The following is a 17,725-nucleotide window of genomic DNA, read 5'->3' on the forward strand; positions in this document are numbered from 1 at the left end:
TTGTTTCATATACCGGAAGTAGTTTCCGTTTGGCTAATGCCTTATCAAAAAAAGCATAAAAAATACTGGGTGGCAATACTCTGTATTTTCCGCTGCAATACTCTGCACTTTTTTCTTGCAAAATACATTGACACCGCTTGTGTATCATACAGGTATCAAAATGTTTCCTTCTGTTATCAAAATTATATATATTCATGGACAATAACCACAAAATTGTTCATCATAGAATGTCGAATTTCGTCGAAAAATATTTATAAAAATTTTTATTTATACAAGCTACCATACCGATTTAATCTGAAAAACACGACCTTTTATAATAAAAAAAGCCCCGTGAGCAACGAGACTTAACTAATTATTTATATTCTGATAGCCAATTAAAAAAAGCATCTCGACCCACTCTTTTCAATCGACCTATCGTAACACAAGGGAACCCAGGCTCTTTCATTAAAGCGTACGCTCCATGTGTAGAAATACTCAAAATATCAGCAATGTCCTCAGCCGTTAAGACTAATGGATACATTGAATGAGACGGGGTCTGAGTCGAATCTGAAGCCGCTGCGCTCCCCCGGTCTTTAGTCCGTAAAGAATAGGTTAAATAACCACTTCCAGAAAACTTACTTGAACCCCCACATTTAGGACAATTTAAACTACCTAAAGAATCCATCAGAACCACGCCAAAAACAAAAGAACAATTAGAACAAGAATAAACAGAAGTTTGATCCGAAAAATCCACAAAACAACCCCCTTAAGTCTAAAAAGTACCCAAAACCACTGCTAACCGCTCCGGGACTGCATCCCCCCCTAAAAAAGTAAAACCTCAATATCTAATATCCGTCAGAACCTGCAAGAACAACAGCAGAATAGCCTCCTTAAGATAAACTCACAGACCCAGTAAAAAAGCGCAGGCCATATATATAAGGTGTAAAGGACAAACCGTGAGACACACTATGGATAAATAAAAAAGCAAGAGCCCAGAGAGCCCTTACTCTACAAGAACGCGCACAGTCCAATTATATAGGTTTAAGATGACAGACCATTCACCTTTTTTAAATACACGCCTAAGAAGCAAAGAAGATAGCCGAAAAAGCACAGTCCAATTATATAAGGTTTAAGGTGACAGACCATTCACCTTTTTTATAAATGCTTTTTTAATTTGGTTATATACGTTGGATGGACTCCGAGCATTTCGGCTAATTCCTTACGTTTTGCATTAGGATGCCTTTCCATCGCTTGTTGTAATTGCCAAAGCTTATCTTCTGTTTGCTCTTTCTGTTGCTCTAGATAATCCTTTCGCTTCTGTACGCCCTGTTTCCGGCGTTTTAATCTTTGTCCTTTTGTATTCCTTGCTTGCTTCTCTACACCGTCTATAATCGTCTTGAATTGCTTCATTTCGTCCGCTGTAATATCCAATTCCTCAATAATGGTTTCATTCTTCATCGGGCGTTTGATGCCATCAGAATGCTTGTACCACATTTTAAAATCTCGCTTGGCATATTCATCGAAGAATTCCATGGCATCGTCATAAGCACTACCTGCCGTTCGGCTCACAATTGTTTTCTGCTGAGGATCCGCCAAGGAAGCATTCATCTGTTGAGCAAAGGCCAAGGCTGATTCTTTATTCTTCAGTAAAAGGGCTATCGTGTAGCTATATATGTATGTCAATGTGTTTCGTTTCTCGATATCCCCATTCCTAAGCGAAATTAACATTTCTAGGTCATCTTTCCGGCATGTATTAAGGCTATATAGATTTTTAAGACCTTGTTGGGATGGTAAGGTTGCCAATATGCCTTTTCGTTTCTTAGACGGCTTTCTACGGCTTTCTAATGGAGTGCAATAGCTGTAAAGCTCCATGAGGTCATATTCCATGGTCCGCCATATCTCTACCTCGACCCGTTTATTATTACGTCCGTTTACACTGTATGGCAGCCGGAAAACCCTTGTCACGTCCGAACCGGTAGTATCAGCTCCCAGATGCTTTAATTGCGCTATGTACTGTGTGGTTATGTACTGGGAAAGGTAAGCCATTTTCGGACTGGCTCCGCCTGTGATGCTATAAATCAACTGAATTCCTCGGCCAGAATAGATTACGAGATTTGGATTCGGGATGCTGCCTCTATAAATTAGATCCTTTATCTCTTCAGATGCACGATCTACTGTTATGTTGAGCTTATAGCAATCGATATCAACGCCGATATTACGAATCTGCTTTAAAGATGCCGCCTGTCTGGACCCGTGTTCAAATGCATTTAGGCTTAAATAAACATCCTTTTTACGCTTATTCGCTTCCTTTAGCAAATGGTTAATATCATTCAGACCATAAAAGATATGCTTTTTCGTATGTAATTGGAATGTGCATATAAAGCCGGTTATTTTACTCTCTGACAAGTAGCAATCATGCCAGGCTTCAATAAATGTTTCTTGTGGTTTGAACTGCAAAGATAAATTTCCCAAAGCTTTTTTCTCCTTCCCACTGGAAAGGAAACGCACACCTGTGATATATTAAAACCAACAAAATAAATAAAAAAGGGTACACGTATCCTATACCAGAAAACTCCTCAGGCCGCCAAACCTTACGGGAGTTTTTTTCTTGTCTATAATACTATCAAAATTAAGAAATTAGCGCTAGAAAATGTCGAAAAAGATCAAAGGACACAATATTGTTATCGTGTCCTCAGTAAGATATAATGAGCTTATCCAAATTAACTACATGAAAAAATGATCAGTTGCAGCTGTTCATTTTTTTTGTGCCGAAATTTCGGTAAGGAATTGAGACGCAAATATCGCTCCCTCATAAAACCCATGAATAAAGCTATTTTCCGATTCTTGGGCCGTTAAACCATGTATCTTATCCTCAAAATCCATTAGTAATCGTTCTAGTTCCGGATAGGCCTTCAATTTATCGCTAAATTCATGAAAAAAAGAGACGAAAGCATCTGCCGCATTTATTGACCTTGGAGTTTTATAAATTTGATTATTTTCATCCAGCAGCAAAAATTTATCGTAAGCCATGCCTTTAAGGACGCTTGCATTAATTCTTTCCTCAATACAACTCATTTTTCTTCCTCCTTTGCCCATACATCTACCGGCTGTAGTGTAGTTCCATGCCCTTCAATAAATCCTTGTATGAACGTATCCGAGTAAGAAAGGCTCTGCCAATAACACGCCTTGTCATCATAGTCCGCAAACATATTCACAAGCTTTTCATCATGCTTGATATATTCCATAATTTCGTTGTACTTCGCATTTAAAAGATCATGCTGCTTGCGACTATCTTTTGAAACAAACACCCTGTTGTCTTCTTCAATTTTTTGCAATTTATTTAAGGCTAAGCGAGTTAGAAACAAAGAGATATCATTAGCAACTGGAGAGACAGGAACACTTACTTGTTTTTGAGTTTGATACATTGCAATATTCCTCCTTTTATTACTTCAAAAGTTTTTAAATTACTTTAGGGGTAATTTATATATTCATAATATTACCCTTGTGGTAATATGTCAACAAGTTTATTGAATATAATTACTTCTGTAGTTATAATATAGTCATAAATTAATGAACGGAGAGATTGAAATGCTACGGATTCATGTATCGGAATGGTTAGGTAAGAAAAAGATGACACAAAAAGATTTATCGGAGATGACAGGTATCCGGCCGGCTACAATACACGGATATTATCACGAAACAATTAAACGGATAGATGTCGATCATATGGTTGCTTTATGTAAAGCATTCAATTGCCAACCTGGTGATTTATTTACTTATGAAGAAGAATGATATTAGAGGATGGATTTTTCTTAAATAAACAAAAAGCAACGCTCCACTACTAGTACTGCTTCCCTTTTTAAGGACTCAGACATGTCGATATTTTATTCTTTAAGGAAAAGTGCTGAAGTTGGTGAATCAACTTCAGCACTTTTCCTTTTTTTTTATATTTAACCATAATTAATTTTTATTAAGCCCAAGACATACTATTCAATCGACACGGATCATTATGTATAATTCTTTACACTTTTAACCTTGTTTCCGAAAAACTATACTTTTTATTAAAACTATTAATTTTTAATTTATAAATCCATGTCACCAATTCTCGCTGGGAATTTCCAATCAACAATTACTCGTTCATCTGTGTTTGGATACATTTCTCCATATAAGAAATTATAAGGTGCCACAATTCCATTTATTGGAGCTAGAATACCTTTTCCATTTCCCATATTAAATGATTGGTAAACAAACTTTGAACAATAGTTAGGATCAAGTACACTAATTCCACCATTTATTTCATAGTCCCAGTTTGCATTTCTTTTTGAAGCTGCCCAACTAGCTGCTTTTGTAACAATGGTGGAGTTTGTCAATCTAACTATTTTAGCATCTTTATACCTGTTGAACCAATTGGAATAAGAAATCGGTCGAGGTCCAGAAGCTGACGGTCCAGAGAAATGCATAATACTAGGCTCTGTAACTATGCTAGAATGTCCTGCTATTCCAAAAGATGATGTACTTGTAGTTATAATTATATCTCCTTTTCTTGGAGTAATTTTTGTCCCCGGATAATAAAAAGTCGAGGTGGCGGCGGAAACATCTTGTGTTGTGGTCACATCTTGTGTTGTGGTCGCCTTCTTTTTTGGTTCTTCTGGTTTTGATATAATTTCTCCGTTTTCATCAAGCATTAATCCATAATCTGCCAAATTATCATTTTTAGAGATCTCTTTTACTTCTTCCTTACCTTCGTAGCTAGGATTTAAATCTTCCAATTCAACACCTTTTTGAACGTCACCATCATTAATCATCTCATTTAGTTCTTGTTGATTGTCTGGTACGCCTAGAGTTTTTGCGCTTGCTAATGGAATATTTAAACTAACAAAGCCTAAAAAAACTATGACTAGAGAGACAAAACCTTTTACAAACAAATCTTTTCGTAACATTTTTATCCTCCTTTTCACTATTTCGGAAACAATGTAATTATATTATAATTATTTATTATAAGAAATCCCTATTTTGTTAATATATAAATAACATAGAATATTTTAATAATAAAAAGGAGTTACCTCATGAAAAAAATTTGGATTCTTTTTTCTTTAATCCCAGTACCATTCCTATTTCATTTGTATGAATATAGTCAAAATCTCAAAGGTGAAAAACCTACATTTTTGTTGGTAAGCTTTATACTTTTAATGCTTATCGTTGGCTTTTTATCAAGAAATGTAAAATTTATTTTTGTCATTTTAATGAACCTAATAACAATTGCAATATCGTTTCTTTTGTCTGCTCTCTTTATTCCTAATGACCTCACATGGTTCAAACCATTAGATCGAAATTTCGCAATATTATTTATTGGTATAATTTATTTAATAGGTCAACTAATCAGTAGAAGTATTTCAAAAAATAATAAAAAGATTAAAAGATAAAAGGATTGCCTTCAAGGCAATCCTTTTATCTTTAATATTCAAGTAGGCTTATATAATATTCTATTTAAGAAGCCTGGCGATGTGCTGGCTTCTTATTTAATTTTATCCTTTATTAAAAATGCTAAATAACCCTTTGCGTTTCTTCTTTTGCTCCTCCTGCGCTTCTAGCAGGAGTTTTTTTGTTTCTTGCGAAGCCTTCAAAGACTCCATTAACATTGCATCACGCTTATTCATACGTTCTTTTATGTATTTATCCTGTTCTTCAAGTTGTTCCAGAAGCTTTTTATTGAATCGCTCTTGTTGATCCAATCGCTCCAAAAGCTCCTTGTTGAACTTGTCCTGCTGTTCTATATGATCGAACAGTCCTTGCAACATTTCATTAGGGTCACGCAATGCAGGAACGCTGTTATCGGTGTTCTGCTGTTCGGACGCATTCTCTTTATACTTTGATACGATAACTAAAGACGCGTTCTCTAAACTAAAATTCTGTACCTGAACCAGTTCTCTTAAATGCCGCAGAACGACCATGTCCTTCTCGAAGAACACCCTTCGATTATTGTCTGTTCTAGGGAAGAAGTATTTATGACTTTCCAGAGCTATACACCACTTACGAAGTGTGCTATCCCCAATACCCAAGTTAATGCTGGCTTCCTTAGGAGTTAGGGGCTTTTCCGTTCTTCGCATCGTTCTTCACCTCTTTATTCTCATTGTAGTCCAAGATCGGACAATTAGAAAGAGAGCCTTCCTTAGTGTTCCTTTGGTCTTCCAAAACTTTTTTCTTTAAAATCTCTGCAATTAGTTTGTAACCTCTCTCCATATTTCTTTCTGTAAAGGACCCCTTAATGACCTTTCCCTTCATTGGATATCCTCCTTCTCTTCATTTCTTTTAGAATATCCTTCTTATATTTCTTAACCATATAGTCATAACAAGCCTGGATGTTTTTTGTCGGTGTAAGGACCCTTTATAATTTTCACCTTCACAACAATGCCTCCGATCCATCTTATTATGAATTAGAATTTCGCTACCTTTACGAAGAAACCTTTAGTTATCCTCTAATAAATACAAACGGCTACTTTACGTGAAACTTATCTTTCACGCACCCCTGCAAAATTCATCCATTTCCTTATGAGCAACTGATGTATTTTCAAGTATTATGTAAACTAGATGGCGAAATTTAAACGATTTAGTTTAGGATATGCCATAAAATCAACTTTTAACAAAAACTCAATACATAACTATAATTTTGTATTGACATTGTTTGGTAAAAATATTACTATAGGAGTAATTAAGAAAGAGGTGAAGGGAATGAAGAATGCAGAATACCTAGAAGCATTCACTGATTACTTATTAGAAGAAGAGAAGAGTAAAGGTACCATAGAAGGCTATACCTTGGATTTAAAAGAGTTCCTATCCTTCCTTGGCAAAGATATCGCTTTAATCAACAGGGTCGATATAAACCAATATAAGGACCTCTTAAAAGCAAAAAAGCTCCAAACCCTTACGATTAATAGAAAATTAGTGAGTGTAAAGCAATTCATTTCCTTCCTCAACGATCGATTTCTTCTTGGATTGACTGTTCGTATCAAGCAAGAAAAAATCCAGCAGCAATATTCCCTAAAAGATGAAGAATTACTTTCAGAAGAAGATTTCCAAGCATTAATCAAAGTGGTGAAGGAATCGGGAGATATTAGAACAGAGGCGATGCTTAAAGCCATGTATTATTCCGGTATGCGTGTGAGTGAAATGCTTCAACTCCGAGTGGATCATGTCAACTCTGAAAAGAAAATCATTAGTGACATTAAGGGAAAAGGCGGCAAATTTAGAGACATTTATATCAGTAATAAACTAATTTCAATATTAAAAAGTTATCTTCAGGTAAGGGAGCAACCTTTCTCTGTTGCTACCCAGGCTCTCTTTGTTGGCCAACGTGGCCCCATTACTCGGCAGACTATCCATAACAGCATGAAGAAGTACGCTGCTTTGGCTGGCATCCCAAAGGAAAAGGCGCATGCACATAACCTCAGACATTTATTCGGTCTACGGTTAGCCGCAAAAGGCGTTCCTATCCAAGAAATAGCGAAATATATGGGCCATACCAGCATTGAGGTAACTAAGATATACTTAGAGAAGCCACAGTCATATTATTCTGACCTAATAGACCAATTATAGGAGGGCTATTATGAAAGTACGATACAAAACAGGTTCAATATTTATTGGGGAGACCGATTTTAATTATCAACCGGATGATTATGTCACAATCATTGTTGAATACTGGACTACTAAGGAAGATGACGATGATACTTATTATCATGGGGTTATAACGCGCATCGAAGAAGATCAAAGTGGTTTTTGGGCAATCCTTAACGATGATAAAGCACAAGAAAAATTCTTTGCCTTTGCAGATTTAGAAGGAGTTATCGATGGCGATCGCATACCGTTTTTAGGAGGTACGACAAAAAGAAGAGGTGAAGACAATGGATCACGTAATTAATAGCCTTAAAAAATGGTTAGATGTATTCGAAGATGACATGCCGGCTGAAAGAGATGTCAAAGCAATAGAATGTATCAACTCCGCGATTAATGAATTGGAAAAGTACTACAATCCCGAAACTGTGACTTGGACGGAAAACTATATTTTATGTCCGCATTGTCAGCATCCACACCTAGATGCACCCGAACCTGATTTTATAATGGACTGTGAAGAATGCCATAAACCTCTTGAAGGCAAAAGTAAAACGGTATACTGTACGCATAAAGAAGACGTTAAGGGTATGTAATGGAGGATATTTAATGTCTCCCCCCGTAACTACTGCCTCGTTTCACTGAAAACGGGAAAAGATAAAGGACCTGGAATCAGGCCCTTTTTTTATTTTTTCCTCTGAACTTTTTAATTAATTTGTAAATTCCATATACAATTGCTGCTAGTACGATAATAAGTAAAACAGAATTTAGCGGATTAAGTAAACCCATTTTGTCGTTGCACCTCCTTAGAAGGCATATAAATCAAATGATCCTGAAGTTGTATTTACAGTCGTATATGCATTTACATAAACGTATACAACTAAGGCTGCTGAATATTCTTTGGTTTTATCAATACTCCAGCTTGTTGGTTTTGAACCAGAGGTAGCACCAATCGAACTAGAGTGTACTAAACCAACATAAGTTCCTGAAGTTCCTACCATCCCGTATGCAGAAGCTTTGACATTGTTTCTTATACTTTTAATTTTTGATGATCCTGATGACACCGTTGTTTTATATTTAGCACCATAAGAATGGTTTAATATATTTACTTCAGCTCTTACAGAACCGGCTATTTTAATTGATACACCTTGAGCAGTTTTTGATTTGCTGAAACTTTGAGATGCTGAATTCCCAAACTTCAAATCATATGTTGAAATCCCGCCATTATTAGTATTAGTAGGGGCATTTGACGTAGATGGACTAGCATATGCACGAATAAACTCTGTGTCTTCAAGTGAGAATGGTTGATTAATTTCATAATTTGAGTTGATCCAATCGAATCTTTCAGCGATTTGTTCTTCTGATAAATTTTTATTCACATCATATTGCAAATCAGAAATATCAATTGGCTTTAATACTTCGGGAATTTCTGGAGTTGTTTGATTGTCCCCAATGTTTTCGAGTTCCTCAGCCGAAGCGCTTGAGAATGGTAGAGTTAATCCCACTAATAATACCATAGATAGTAGACCGACTAGAAATTTTCTAATATTATTCATTACTTAATTCTCCCCTTTCGTATTTAAAAATAATGTTAACATACTTTTTTTTATAAAAATGGTTTTATATGTAAAATGGTAGTTTACTACTATAATTATGTCTTTATAGTTTATTATTTTGCTGCTATAGAATATAATCCACTGTCAATCCCTCATATAAACAGCAGCAAGATCCCAACGATTTTTTCCATGGCCAATTTCTCCATGCACCTGGTCTATTGCTTGTTTAACCACACGAAATAATTTTTTGTCAGATTCACTTACAATCCCATAGTCAGCTTGCCTACCTTGATCACGATTAGACATAATACGCTCTATCATTACAGGAGCTTGGTCTAGTACATTTTTTCGTGAAAATAACTCTCTCATTCTTGCTCGACTATACGCATGCCTAAATCCATGTACGCCTCGACCAACTTGTGTGATACCAGCTTTATAACACGCTTTATTAACTGCTCTGCGTACCGTATCACGTTCCAGAGGGATCAAATGCTCATGTTCATCTTTACCTTGTATCATTCGTTTCAATTCTGGTACTAATGCAGTTGGAATAGGTATTTCCCTGTGTCGTCCACCTTTTGTAATGCCTGTTCCTTTATCAATTTTCAAATATCCATCATTTAAATTAAAATGCTGAACTTCCACTCTCACAGCTTCTTTTACCCTTAATCCCAACCCTCGGCACAATTTAACCGCATCTTGAGAGTTAGGCGGTAACGCAGCCAAAATTTTGCGATATTCTTCATCGCTATAACTTCGATTAGAAGGAGTTTTTTTATTCCGTGAGTTTGTCACTCGTTTATCAGGGATAAAAGTATGTTTTTCTCGGTTAAACATTTCGCTCCGTTTATCCATACCTTTCTGCAAATGCCTCAATGCTGTCTCAACGTTCTGTCGATGTCCAATAGACCGTCCATTGCTCTCCAAATGTTCCAAATAAGCCTTGTAATGCTCTTCTTTTAACTCATAGACATTTCTTACCCCGAACTCAGCACGAGTCCACATAACGAAATTTTTAGCTGCTGACATAGTATTCTGTTTTTGTTTTAAAGAATGAATACCTTGTTCCCCCGTCTTCTTTAACTCTCTCTTTCCAATACCTATTTGATCAATAGCATTAACAGCTACTTTGACTTGATGCACAAGGCTTGATTTACCTCTTCTCACCAATAAAAACACTCCTCAAAATGCATATTTTCCGCGCCTCGCTTTGCTTGGCAACACCCTCCTTATGCTCGCTTCGCTCCGCCTGCGCCCTTATAGGGACGCAATGTGAGCTTGTAGCTCGCATAAGGTGGGCGTTGCCTATGCATATAAATTTGCTTATTAAATTTTCCAAGAACATATTCAACCTTTCGCTCAATGTTTAAAGAGGTGAGCATATTTTAAACCTCGTATTTTTTCGGTGTGCACACCATTTTTGCATCAAAGATGCTACAAAAAATGAAGCAGCAAAAACAGAAAGTGTCCCATTTGAACACGCAAAAAAAGCAAAGTATCATTACTTTGCCTTAAGCATCTTTTGTTTCTATCAAGACAGTTAATGCCGCATCTGTTTCTTTATTAGTCCAGCCAAATCTCGGATAGGTCTTCCACGTCGTCCCACGTCCCGCCTTCGGATAAAACGATGCGATACATAACCGCGGCAGGATCAAGAGACACCGAGCCGCAGTTGCATGTCATCATCCGACCAGGGCCACGTGAATTCTTGTTGTTGTGCTCGTAACATAGTTCGTCACCGCAACGCAGACAGCGAACGCGATTGATTTTGTAATAGGTTAATTTATTTACATTGTTTTTCATGTTTTCTCATCCCTCTTTATATTTTTTTATAACAAAAAAACCTATGAGGATTTATTAGAATAAAAGACAGACTCCTAGTAGGACCTGTATTTCTAATAACCTCATAGGTTTAAGTTCATGGTTTGCTTCGCTGTTGTGCGAAAATGATAAATTAAAAACTAAAAAAGAAAATCTATATACAGATTATTACAAATGATTGATTATATCAAGATTTAATTATTCGGCTACAAACGCCAAGAGCATATTACATAATAAAAACAACCCTTATCTAAAATCAAGAAAAGGATTGTTTTAAGAGAGGTGATTCATTTTTTGTTTGTATTATTACAATTCCAATTGATTAGGAAACTCTTTTTATACCACCATAGATACTGCCATCTACTGAACATCCAACATAAGACTCAACTGTACCACTATTCAAAACTGCAGTTGCCCATCTAATACCAAATCCAGCTTCATATCGCATACGAGCATAGACTTCCACATATTTATGCCCTTCAATAGAAACAGCTCTAGTTTTCGGCATGACCTCTGGCATTAGATTTAAAGTAGAACCTGAAAAGTGTCTTTTCCAATCGGCGTCAATATTTTGAGAAACAACATTTGTTCCATTATATTTAAAGCCGCCTTCTGCCCACAAAGTAAACATTTGATAGCCAAGAGCATTATAAGAGATCCCCGTTGTTCTTTCTACTCTTGTTTCTTTTTGAGTATAGAGAGGCTCAATTTTCGTATCTTGTTTAGGAGCTTCCTTAACAGTTCTCACTTCAACAATACTAATTTCACCAGTATTTCCAAGGTATACATCAACTTTCGATTTGTCACCATCTTGATATGTAAATACTTGGCCTAAATCAGAGTTTTCTTTTTGATCTTCTATGAAGTTGTTCAATACGCTTTTATTTTCTTTAAAAGCCTTTTCATTTTCAGCCATTAATTTTGGAAACACATCCTCAAGAGATATGCTTGGGTCATCCATTTGTTTCGGTGCTGGATGTTCTTCATAGTAAGTATCAATTATCTTTTCCACATCATCTAATTTACTTGTATCTTTAAGTGTTAAGAACTCATTTGTAAGATTAGCTACATTATTCTCTAAATACGATTTAATAACCTTTATATCACTGCTCTTCTTCACTTGATCAGTAAGACTTTCGGCATTAGCGAATGGGGAAAAAATACTTAAACCTACAATAAGTGTAGACACAATGGTTGATGATTTTTTAATTTTCAAAATAACTTCCTCCTGGTTCACCTCTCTAAAAAAAACCTTTCTACAAAAATATTCAAAAACCTCCTTTTTTTGTAAACAAATAAAAATAATTAGTTGATTCGACAATTCATTTTACATTTTTCGATTGCCAATCTGCTTTCAAAAGTAAAAATGTTAAGACTAAAATAATAAGCACAAAGGGGATAGATTTATACTGAAGTTCTATTATTAAGCCTAATGTTATTCCCACAATTAAAAACAAACTAATAAAACGCATAATAAATACCATAGAAATCTCCTTTCAATTGTTAAGTTATTACACAACCATCTTAATATCTTAAATTCGATAATTATAGACATTTTCCTTTATTATTGATAATTAAAGCTAATTAATATCTCTATTCTCAGATAAAACAATATAACATTAGACTAAATTGTTTTTTAAATAATATTTTCTTTAAATATATTTATTCTTTACATATTCCAAAAATCGTCATAATGAATGTCTTTGCCAGTTAGATCGTTCAATGCCTTGACGATCTTTTTGGCATTTTTTAATGTTGGGCCCTCCTCATGTTCAGGCTGGCAAAGTCTACTGATCGTCCCTCTGCTAACTCCACTTATTTTCACAACATCTTGCTGTGATAACCCATTCTTATCAAGAAATTTCCCGAACCTAGAACGACGTTTCCCTAAAGAAAACCAATCCATTTTAAATCTCCTTCTCACGGTCCGACTTTGGACCTTCACTGTTTTCTAACAAGCCTGTCCAAGAATTTAATTTTTTAAACTTCCAGAAAACGTGAAACGTGGACAACCAGTGCTGCATACCTTTAACCATGGCAAAAGACATTGCAGCTACTTCTGAAGTTACAAAGGAATTACAAAAGTAAATACCAGAATACTTACCTTTTTATCACTACCATTGTTTTCCTCAAACGAAGTTAGAAACAAAGGCATTTTAAAAAGTGTTTAGAGAGCCGACAGGGGAACGACGGAGGGGAGGCGGGGGGAGGTGGAGGGATAAAGTGGAAATAAACTTAGTGCGGTTTATGTGTTTGGAATGTAACCAATTTACATTAACCATAGATAAATCTAGCCATTCACTTAAAATGTATTGCTCATTTTGCGGACTGAACAACATCATGTTTGTAGATGAAACAACCGTCTTCACATGCTCCAGTTGTTCTTGAAAGGAGTTATAACATGTTACGTAATCTACCTTTTGTATCGAGTAAAGCCGAAACGATGGATTTCAAAGCGTTCTTGAAAGGAGAACAGCGACCAATGAGGACTGGTAAAACACCTGTCCTCAATCGACTCAAAAAAAAGAGGACTCATAAAAATGTAGGAGTCCTCTATTCCTTCATTCCCCTCAATCCAGCAATGTTTATCGACCCAACATTCATCCTCATTGCAGCTGGAGTAGTTGCAGTAGCCTTGATAGAAAAGGGCCTTGCCGATCACGGACAAATTGCATTCGCTGAAGCCATATATACGTTCTTGAAGTTGGCTTTACCGGTTGTCGGCTTGGTTGCTATGTATTTCCTTATAAATCAATTGTCCTTTTAATGGGTTAGCCGCCCTCAATTTTGAGGAGGGTAAGGCGCTGCTATGTAGGATAACGCAAAATTGCGTTGCCCTGTGAATTCGGTTAATCCATATGTGTAATTATTGCAACGTTTTGCAACACTTCATTGATTTTGTTTACCCATATGCATGATGTGCTCCATATAAAAAAGCACCATTCCAAATGGCGCTTTGAATTTCATCAATCGATTAAAATGGTAAGCCTTGATATGCATTAAATGCCGCATTCGCCATCCCAAGCAAACTTTGCATAGTAGATGCGTTTTCTGTAAAGGTGGTGATTTTTTTCATTACTTTAGTGAATTTAGAATTTGCTTCTTCTTCATTTGCACTTTTCATTATTTCTAAAATTTCTACCATAATAGCGAAAATTTCGTCTTGCTTATCGTTATTCGTTTGAAGTAATAAGGTCATTTCTGTTAATAAAGCTGTATTTTTTTCGATTCCCAGCAGCGCGTTTAAAACAGATTCTTTGTATTCTTCTTCTCTTTGTTTTTCTTCTTGTTCATTCTTATGCCATTCTTCCATGGATCTTTGTAATTCTTCGCCAACTTTATTCTCGTTAGTTAAAGGAGTATGAACCATTGTTGGCAATTTTTCTGTTAACTTTAGTTGTTCTTTTATTGATTGAGGCAGCTCCATTTTCTCAGTTAAAATTCTTGCAGTCTTTAGTTTTTCTAAAAGATCCGCACTTGGAAAATTTTTATCCATTTGTTCTCCTCCTTTACTCCAACTTTCAACAACAAAGGAGTATTTACCTGCTAAATATTACCTAAACAATTCTTTATTTGAGACAAAATTTTTAACACATGTTTCTCTGGCTACTCTTCTATCCTTATGCCGACCCACTGCAAAGTCTTCTCCATCTGGCCTGCAAGCATAACCGATATAATCACCATCTGGCGTTTTTTGAACGCGTACATCTAATTTGATGCCATCGATTTCGACTCTCTCTACACCATTGACTAACATTAGCCCACCTCCTCCCTTAATAAAAGGATTCGGCGCATAAGCCTATGTACCTATGTAAATATTTGTCAACATTATTACAAAGCTAATCACAAGTTTTCATGTAGGCTCAGATGGACTCGGCGAAATTGCCTACTCGTCATTACCAATGATGATTGGAGGCAACCGGACAAATTGACCTTTCGCTTTTGGCAACTGAAATTCCAGCCATGAAAACGGGGGAATGGTACTCGGAGTTTCCGACCCCTAAACAATTAGTTTTCGGCAAGTTAATTCAGAAAGGACTCTCCAAAATTGGCGAGTCGTGAATTTCACGAAACGCGCTTATTTTGGCTGCTGAAATTTCAGCCCGGCCCGGCACCTGACTCCCCAAAGTTAGGGGATGAAAAGACCCCGAATAAATTTTCACTTCGGATCCGGAACCTCGGACAATATGACCTTAGTTTTCGCTGTACCAATTCCAAAAAGTACATTCCGTTTTATCGGAAAGTACTTTGACAGAGACTATTCAACTTGCAGTATGATTAACATTTTAATTTGCGAGGTGGCAATATGATCAGTAGCTGGCTCCATAAGCAAAAAGCAAAACGATTCCTGCAGCACGCATTCAAAATGGGAGAGATGGGAATTACCTATTCATACGGGAACACATCCGGCAAAATTTATCCAAAGATACAGGCAGTCACTTTAAAAAAAGAGACATTGGAATATGTCTTCACCCTCCCGACCGGCATGGATCCCAAACTCATTACAAAACAGCAGTTTTGTTTTCGGCAAGTATTCGGAGAACGTATCGAGTTAAAAGGCGATGTAAAAAAATTCACCTTAACCGTATATGTATCAAGCGTTCCGAGCATGGTCCGTTACGATAAAGAACAGTTCCAAGAACAGATGGAGAACAAGCGCCTTCCTATCGTATGCGGTCTTGATATGAAAGGAAAAAAGGTTGCTTATGACATGCTGAAATATCCGCATTTATTGATAGCCGGAGAGACCGGTACAGGGAAATCCACTCAGCTACGATCTATTCTTACATCCTTAATCTCTACCCTTCCTCCAGAACGCCTTGAACTGTATCTATGCGATATGAAACGTTCAGAATTCCATATATTCAGGAACGTTAAGCAGGTGAAAGCCGTGGCTGTCAATCCTACCGATATGCTCCCAATGCTTGAATATCTTCAGCAAGAATTGAACCGCAGAGGAGACTTACTGGACGCTCATGAACTGGCCCATATCGACGACCTTCCAGAGCCGTTGCCTTATATTGTTCTATGTATTGATGAAGTGGCTAGATTGAAAAAAGAAAGAGTCATCATGGATATGATCGAGGAAATTTCAGCTGTCGGCCGTGCTCTCGGAATCCTGCTTATACTGTCCATGCAACGACCTGATGCAAATTTATTGGATGGAGCTTTAAAGAACAATCTGACTGTTAGGATGGGCTTTAAATGTGCAGATCTCATTAATTCCAAGATAATTGGTACGCCGGGAAGCGAAAAACTTCCGGGAGATGGAAGAATGTTACTTAAATTAGATGGAGTTGATAATCTAAGGGAAATTCAAGCCCCATTCTTACCGTTAGAAAAAGCGAAAATAATTTTAGAGAGGTATAAGTACCCAACGAATAAAAAGCCCGCAGAAAGGAAATACGAGCCAAATAACAATGGGTCTAATATTATAGACGCAATATTCGAGGTGTTGGACTAATGAAAAAGAGAGACCAGGACATTTTGAATGATTTATTGCGTTTCAGATGCTTAACTCGTGATCAACTTATCTCCTTGCATTTCAGCCAATTGAATAACCCTATTACTTCTTGTAATACTGTCCTAAAGCGATTAAGACGTGATGGCCAGATAGATGTTGCTACGCATACCCAACCTTACATTTACTTCCCTATCCCTTCGATCAAGAAGGATTCAGCAAAAATTCCTCATTTTCTATCCATCGCACAATTTTATATTGATATCCAGCATACCGGAGAGATTAAAAACTTTATTGTAGAACCGAAGTACGGAAAAGACTTTATGGAGCCGGACGTATTTATGATTTACAGAAAAGCCCCTTTCTTCGTGGAAATCCAGCGAAGTGTTTACTCAAAGAAAGTAATGGATGCCAAGTTCAAAAGGTATTTTCACTATTACATGAGTAAAGAATGGGAAAATGAAGCCTGGCAGCCGAAAGATCGTAAAGTATTCCCGCGGATCTTGCTTATCACTACCACGCGTTATGAATTACCTGCCTTTTCAGGAATAAAAATTCTCCAAATACAGGATTCCGCGCAATTTATCAGTTTTAATAGTCAGCCTGTCCAGGTACACAAAGACATCCAGATAAATGCTTCAGGGATTAAGCTTGTTGGGAACTAGATGAAACTAGACTTTATCTCACTTTTGAGAAAAAGTAATTGAGCTTTAATTTGGGATAGCACGAAATTGTGCTGTCCTAGAGATGTTTGTGATGTTCGTGAGATATACCAAGGTAACTTTTTGTTTATCGTTAAATTGGTTAGACTTTTTTGCCCAACCAATGTGCCTCCACAAAATTGTGGAGTGAAAATCTATTTAATATGAGAAATTTAAAGGTAGGACATTTTTGGGTCACCCTTATGAACGTTCCATTGTAGAACCTTCTCTTTTCCCGGAAAGTTCAGCTCTTCTTTTTTAGATAACAGTTGCACATTTTTGTGACACTGTAACAAAGTTAGCAACTTTTCGCCCCACTAAGCAAGATACAGTAGAAGAATACATTAAGGGGTGATTGGATGAACGATATTCAGAAGGTTTTCAATTACGGCGATTCTCCAGTCCGCACAGTATTACAAGAAGAGGAAGTTTGGTTTGTGGCGAAAGATGTTTGCGAGGTCTTGGAAATTCAGAATGTTACTCAGGCATTGCAACGATTAGACGAAGATGAACGGTCTATGTTCAACATAGGTCGTCAAGGTGAAGTGAATATCATCAATGAAGCAGGTTTATACACTTTGATTCTTAGATAAGGGAGTAGA

General features: G+C 36.6%; 23 protein-coding genes. 9 read left to right on the forward strand and 14 right to left on the reverse strand.

Translation table 11 applies throughout. The features are described 5' to 3' along the window. Positions 1 to 352 precede the first annotated feature (352 nt). The 4 genes from BN1765_RS20635 to BN1765_RS00355 form a co-directional block, all read right to left on the reverse strand. On the reverse strand, positions 353 to 733 hold the full coding sequence (locus tag BN1765_RS20635; protein ID WP_075050768.1) for a helix-turn-helix domain-containing protein: 381 nt from the start codon (positions 731 to 733) through the stop codon (positions 353 to 355). 401 nt (positions 734 to 1,134) lie between these two features. Then, a complete protein-coding gene (locus BN1765_RS00345) occupies positions 1,135 to 2,451 on the reverse strand; it encodes a replication protein (protein WP_050613346.1) in 1,317 nt (438 codons plus the stop codon). Between the two features lie 282 nt (positions 2,452 to 2,733). Continuing rightward, positions 2,734 to 3,054: a hypothetical protein gene (locus tag BN1765_RS00350; RefSeq protein WP_050613347.1), complete on the reverse strand. Its 321-nt coding sequence runs from the start codon at positions 3,052 to 3,054 to the stop codon at positions 2,734 to 2,736. Then, on the reverse strand, positions 3,051 to 3,404 hold the full coding sequence (locus BN1765_RS00355) for a hypothetical protein (RefSeq protein WP_050613348.1): 354 nt from the start codon (positions 3,402 to 3,404) through the stop codon (positions 3,051 to 3,053). The genes BN1765_RS00350 and BN1765_RS00355 overlap by 4 nt, the downstream gene beginning before the upstream one ends. 163 nt (positions 3,405 to 3,567) lie before the next feature. On the opposite strand from BN1765_RS00355, the gene BN1765_RS00360 reads away from it, so the two are divergent. After that, complete coding sequence (locus tag BN1765_RS00360; protein WP_050613349.1) at positions 3,568 to 3,771, forward strand: helix-turn-helix domain-containing protein; 204 nt, start codon at positions 3,568 to 3,570, stop codon at positions 3,769 to 3,771. A 290-nt stretch (positions 3,772 to 4,061) separates the two neighbouring features. Here the strand turns inward: BN1765_RS00360 and BN1765_RS00365 are convergent, their stop codons facing one another. Beyond that, a complete protein-coding gene (locus BN1765_RS00365; protein ID WP_050613350.1) occupies positions 4,062 to 4,919 on the reverse strand; it encodes a hypothetical protein in 858 nt (285 codons plus the stop codon). A gap of 126 nt (positions 4,920 to 5,045) precedes the next feature. On the opposite strand from BN1765_RS00365, the gene BN1765_RS00370 reads away from it, so the two are divergent. Beyond that, a complete protein-coding gene (locus tag BN1765_RS00370; RefSeq protein WP_050613351.1) occupies positions 5,046 to 5,402 on the forward strand; it encodes a hypothetical protein in 357 nt (118 codons plus the stop codon). A 102-nt stretch (positions 5,403 to 5,504) separates the two neighbouring features. Here the strand turns inward: BN1765_RS00370 and BN1765_RS00375 are convergent, their stop codons facing one another. Continuing rightward, the gene (locus BN1765_RS00375) at positions 5,505 to 6,086 is read right to left on the reverse strand and encodes a MerR family transcriptional regulator (RefSeq protein WP_050613352.1); all 582 of its coding nucleotides are present in this window, start codon (positions 6,084 to 6,086) and stop codon (positions 5,505 to 5,507) included. Continuing rightward, entirely contained in the window at positions 6,055 to 6,261 is a 207-nt protein-coding gene (locus BN1765_RS00380) for a hypothetical protein (protein WP_050613353.1), read from the reverse strand. The genes BN1765_RS00375 and BN1765_RS00380 overlap by 32 nt, the downstream gene beginning before the upstream one ends. 306 nt (positions 6,262 to 6,567) lie before the next feature. Between BN1765_RS00380 and BN1765_RS00385 the strand changes: the two genes are divergently transcribed. Genes BN1765_RS00385 through BN1765_RS00395 form a run of 3 tightly spaced genes read left to right on the forward strand, consistent with a single transcriptional unit; the run spans position 6,568 to position 8,180 of the window. Beyond that, positions 6,568 to 7,572: a tyrosine-type recombinase/integrase gene (locus BN1765_RS00385; protein ID WP_082195385.1), complete on the forward strand. Its 1,005-nt coding sequence runs from the start codon at positions 6,568 to 6,570 to the stop codon at positions 7,570 to 7,572. A gap of 10 nt (positions 7,573 to 7,582) precedes the next feature. Further along, on the forward strand, positions 7,583 to 7,894 hold the full coding sequence (locus BN1765_RS00390) for a hypothetical protein (protein WP_050613355.1): 312 nt from the start codon (positions 7,583 to 7,585) through the stop codon (positions 7,892 to 7,894). Next, a complete protein-coding gene (locus tag BN1765_RS00395) occupies positions 7,878 to 8,180 on the forward strand; it encodes a hypothetical protein (RefSeq protein WP_050613356.1) in 303 nt (100 codons plus the stop codon). Before BN1765_RS00390 ends, BN1765_RS00395 begins: the two co-directional genes overlap by 17 nt. A gap of 210 nt (positions 8,181 to 8,390) precedes the next feature. On the opposite strand, the gene BN1765_RS00400 is transcribed toward BN1765_RS00395, so the two are convergent. The 5 genes from BN1765_RS00400 to BN1765_RS00420 form a co-directional block, all read right to left on the reverse strand. After that, positions 8,391 to 9,140: a hypothetical protein gene (locus BN1765_RS00400; protein WP_050613357.1), complete on the reverse strand. Its 750-nt coding sequence runs from the start codon at positions 9,138 to 9,140 to the stop codon at positions 8,391 to 8,393. A gap of 144 nt (positions 9,141 to 9,284) precedes the next feature. Beyond that, complete coding sequence (locus tag BN1765_RS00405; RefSeq protein WP_147554120.1) at positions 9,285 to 10,307, reverse strand: tyrosine-type recombinase/integrase; 1,023 nt, start codon at positions 10,305 to 10,307, stop codon at positions 9,285 to 9,287. A 396-nt stretch (positions 10,308 to 10,703) separates the two neighbouring features. Further along, entirely contained in the window at positions 10,704 to 10,943 is a 240-nt protein-coding gene (locus BN1765_RS00410) for a hypothetical protein (RefSeq protein ID WP_050613359.1), read from the reverse strand. Positions 10,944 to 11,283: 340 nt separating this feature from the next. Continuing rightward, complete coding sequence (locus BN1765_RS00415) at positions 11,284 to 12,177, reverse strand: hypothetical protein (protein ID WP_050613360.1); 894 nt, start codon at positions 12,175 to 12,177, stop codon at positions 11,284 to 11,286. 453 nt (positions 12,178 to 12,630) lie between these two features. Continuing rightward, positions 12,631 to 12,867, reverse strand: coding sequence for a helix-turn-helix transcriptional regulator (locus tag BN1765_RS00420; protein ID WP_050613361.1), 237 nt, complete (start codon positions 12,865 to 12,867; stop codon positions 12,631 to 12,633). A gap of 495 nt (positions 12,868 to 13,362) precedes the next feature. Here BN1765_RS00420 and BN1765_RS00425 point away from each other — a divergent pair, with 495 nt between their 5' ends. After that, the gene (locus BN1765_RS00425) at positions 13,363 to 13,728 is read left to right on the forward strand and encodes a hypothetical protein (RefSeq protein ID WP_050613362.1); all 366 of its coding nucleotides are present in this window, start codon (positions 13,363 to 13,365) and stop codon (positions 13,726 to 13,728) included. Positions 13,729 to 13,935: 207 nt separating this feature from the next. On the opposite strand, the gene BN1765_RS00430 is transcribed toward BN1765_RS00425, so the two are convergent. Both BN1765_RS00430 and BN1765_RS00435 read right to left on the reverse strand, forming a co-directional pair. Continuing rightward, positions 13,936 to 14,457 carry a hypothetical protein gene (locus BN1765_RS00430; RefSeq protein WP_050613363.1) on the reverse strand — a complete coding sequence of 174 codons (522 nt, stop codon included), beginning with the start codon at positions 14,455 to 14,457 and terminating at the stop codon, positions 13,936 to 13,938. A 57-nt stretch (positions 14,458 to 14,514) separates the two neighbouring features. After that, complete coding sequence (locus BN1765_RS00435; RefSeq protein WP_050613364.1) at positions 14,515 to 14,718, reverse strand: hypothetical protein; 204 nt, start codon at positions 14,716 to 14,718, stop codon at positions 14,515 to 14,517. A 549-nt stretch (positions 14,719 to 15,267) separates the two neighbouring features. Between BN1765_RS00435 and BN1765_RS00440 the strand changes: the two genes are divergently transcribed. The 3 genes from BN1765_RS00440 (at position 15,268) to BN1765_RS00450 (ending at position 17,716) form a co-directional block, all read left to right on the forward strand. Beyond that, positions 15,268 to 16,425, forward strand: coding sequence for an FtsK/SpoIIIE domain-containing protein (locus BN1765_RS00440; protein WP_050613365.1), 1,158 nt, complete (start codon positions 15,268 to 15,270; stop codon positions 16,423 to 16,425). Then, positions 16,425 to 17,087, forward strand: coding sequence for a replication-relaxation family protein (locus tag BN1765_RS00445; RefSeq protein ID WP_050613366.1), 663 nt, complete (start codon positions 16,425 to 16,427; stop codon positions 17,085 to 17,087). Before BN1765_RS00440 ends, BN1765_RS00445 begins: the two co-directional genes overlap by 1 nt. A 395-nt stretch (positions 17,088 to 17,482) precedes the next feature. Then, positions 17,483 to 17,716: a BRO-N domain-containing protein gene (locus tag BN1765_RS00450; RefSeq protein ID WP_050613367.1), complete on the forward strand. Its 234-nt coding sequence runs from the start codon at positions 17,483 to 17,485 to the stop codon at positions 17,714 to 17,716. Positions 17,717 to 17,725 lie beyond the last annotated feature (9 nt).

Origin of the sequence: Bacillus testis (assembly GCF_001243895.1) — a bacterium.
GTDB classification, from domain to species: domain Bacteria; phylum Bacillota; class Bacilli; order Bacillales; family DSM-1321; genus Bacillus_AD; species Bacillus_AD testis.

What these genes read in the sequence shown, in the direction of transcription:
- BN1765_RS00350 (WP_050613347.1), bottom strand. Translation starts at nt 3,054, where the DNA reads ATGAGTTGTATTGAGGAAAGAATTAATGCAAGCGTCCTTAAAGGCATG.
- BN1765_RS00355 (WP_050613348.1), bottom strand. Translation starts at nt 3,404, where the DNA reads ATGTATCAAACTCAAAAACAAGTAAGTGTTCCTGTCTCTCCAGTTGCT.
- BN1765_RS00360 (WP_050613349.1), top strand. Translation starts at nt 3,568, where the DNA reads ATGCTACGGATTCATGTATCGGAATGGTTAGGTAAGAAAAAGATGACA.
- BN1765_RS00365 (WP_050613350.1), bottom strand. Translation starts at nt 4,919, where the DNA reads ATGTTACGAAAAGATTTGTTTGTAAAAGGTTTTGTCTCTCTAGTCATA.
- BN1765_RS00370 (WP_050613351.1), top strand. Translation starts at nt 5,046, where the DNA reads ATGAAAAAAATTTGGATTCTTTTTTCTTTAATCCCAGTACCATTCCTA.
- BN1765_RS00375 (WP_050613352.1), bottom strand. Translation starts at nt 6,086, where the DNA reads ATGCGAAGAACGGAAAAGCCCCTAACTCCTAAGGAAGCCAGCATTAAC.
- BN1765_RS00380 (WP_050613353.1), bottom strand. Translation starts at nt 6,261, where the DNA reads ATGAAGGGAAAGGTCATTAAGGGGTCCTTTACAGAAAGAAATATGGAG.
- BN1765_RS00385 (WP_082195385.1), top strand. Translation starts at nt 6,568, where the DNA reads ATGGCGAAATTTAAACGATTTAGTTTAGGATATGCCATAAAATCAACT.
- BN1765_RS00390 (WP_050613355.1), top strand. Translation starts at nt 7,583, where the DNA reads ATGAAAGTACGATACAAAACAGGTTCAATATTTATTGGGGAGACCGAT.
- BN1765_RS00395 (WP_050613356.1), top strand. Translation starts at nt 7,878, where the DNA reads ATGGATCACGTAATTAATAGCCTTAAAAAATGGTTAGATGTATTCGAA.
- BN1765_RS00400 (WP_050613357.1), bottom strand. Translation starts at nt 9,140, where the DNA reads ATGAATAATATTAGAAAATTTCTAGTCGGTCTACTATCTATGGTATTA.
- BN1765_RS00410 (WP_050613359.1), bottom strand. Translation starts at nt 10,943, where the DNA reads ATGAAAAACAATGTAAATAAATTAACCTATTACAAAATCAATCGCGTT.
- BN1765_RS00420 (WP_050613361.1), bottom strand. Translation starts at nt 12,867, where the DNA reads ATGGATTGGTTTTCTTTAGGGAAACGTCGTTCTAGGTTCGGGAAATTT.
- BN1765_RS00425 (WP_050613362.1), top strand. Translation starts at nt 13,363, where the DNA reads ATGTTACGTAATCTACCTTTTGTATCGAGTAAAGCCGAAACGATGGAT.
- BN1765_RS00430 (WP_050613363.1), bottom strand. Translation starts at nt 14,457, where the DNA reads ATGGATAAAAATTTTCCAAGTGCGGATCTTTTAGAAAAACTAAAGACT.
- BN1765_RS00435 (WP_050613364.1), bottom strand. Translation starts at nt 14,718, where the DNA reads ATGTTAGTCAATGGTGTAGAGAGAGTCGAAATCGATGGCATCAAATTA.
- BN1765_RS00440 (WP_050613365.1), top strand. Translation starts at nt 15,268, where the DNA reads ATGATCAGTAGCTGGCTCCATAAGCAAAAAGCAAAACGATTCCTGCAG.
- BN1765_RS00445 (WP_050613366.1), top strand. Translation starts at nt 16,425, where the DNA reads ATGAAAAAGAGAGACCAGGACATTTTGAATGATTTATTGCGTTTCAGA.
- BN1765_RS00450 (WP_050613367.1), top strand. Translation starts at nt 17,483, where the DNA reads ATGAACGATATTCAGAAGGTTTTCAATTACGGCGATTCTCCAGTCCGC.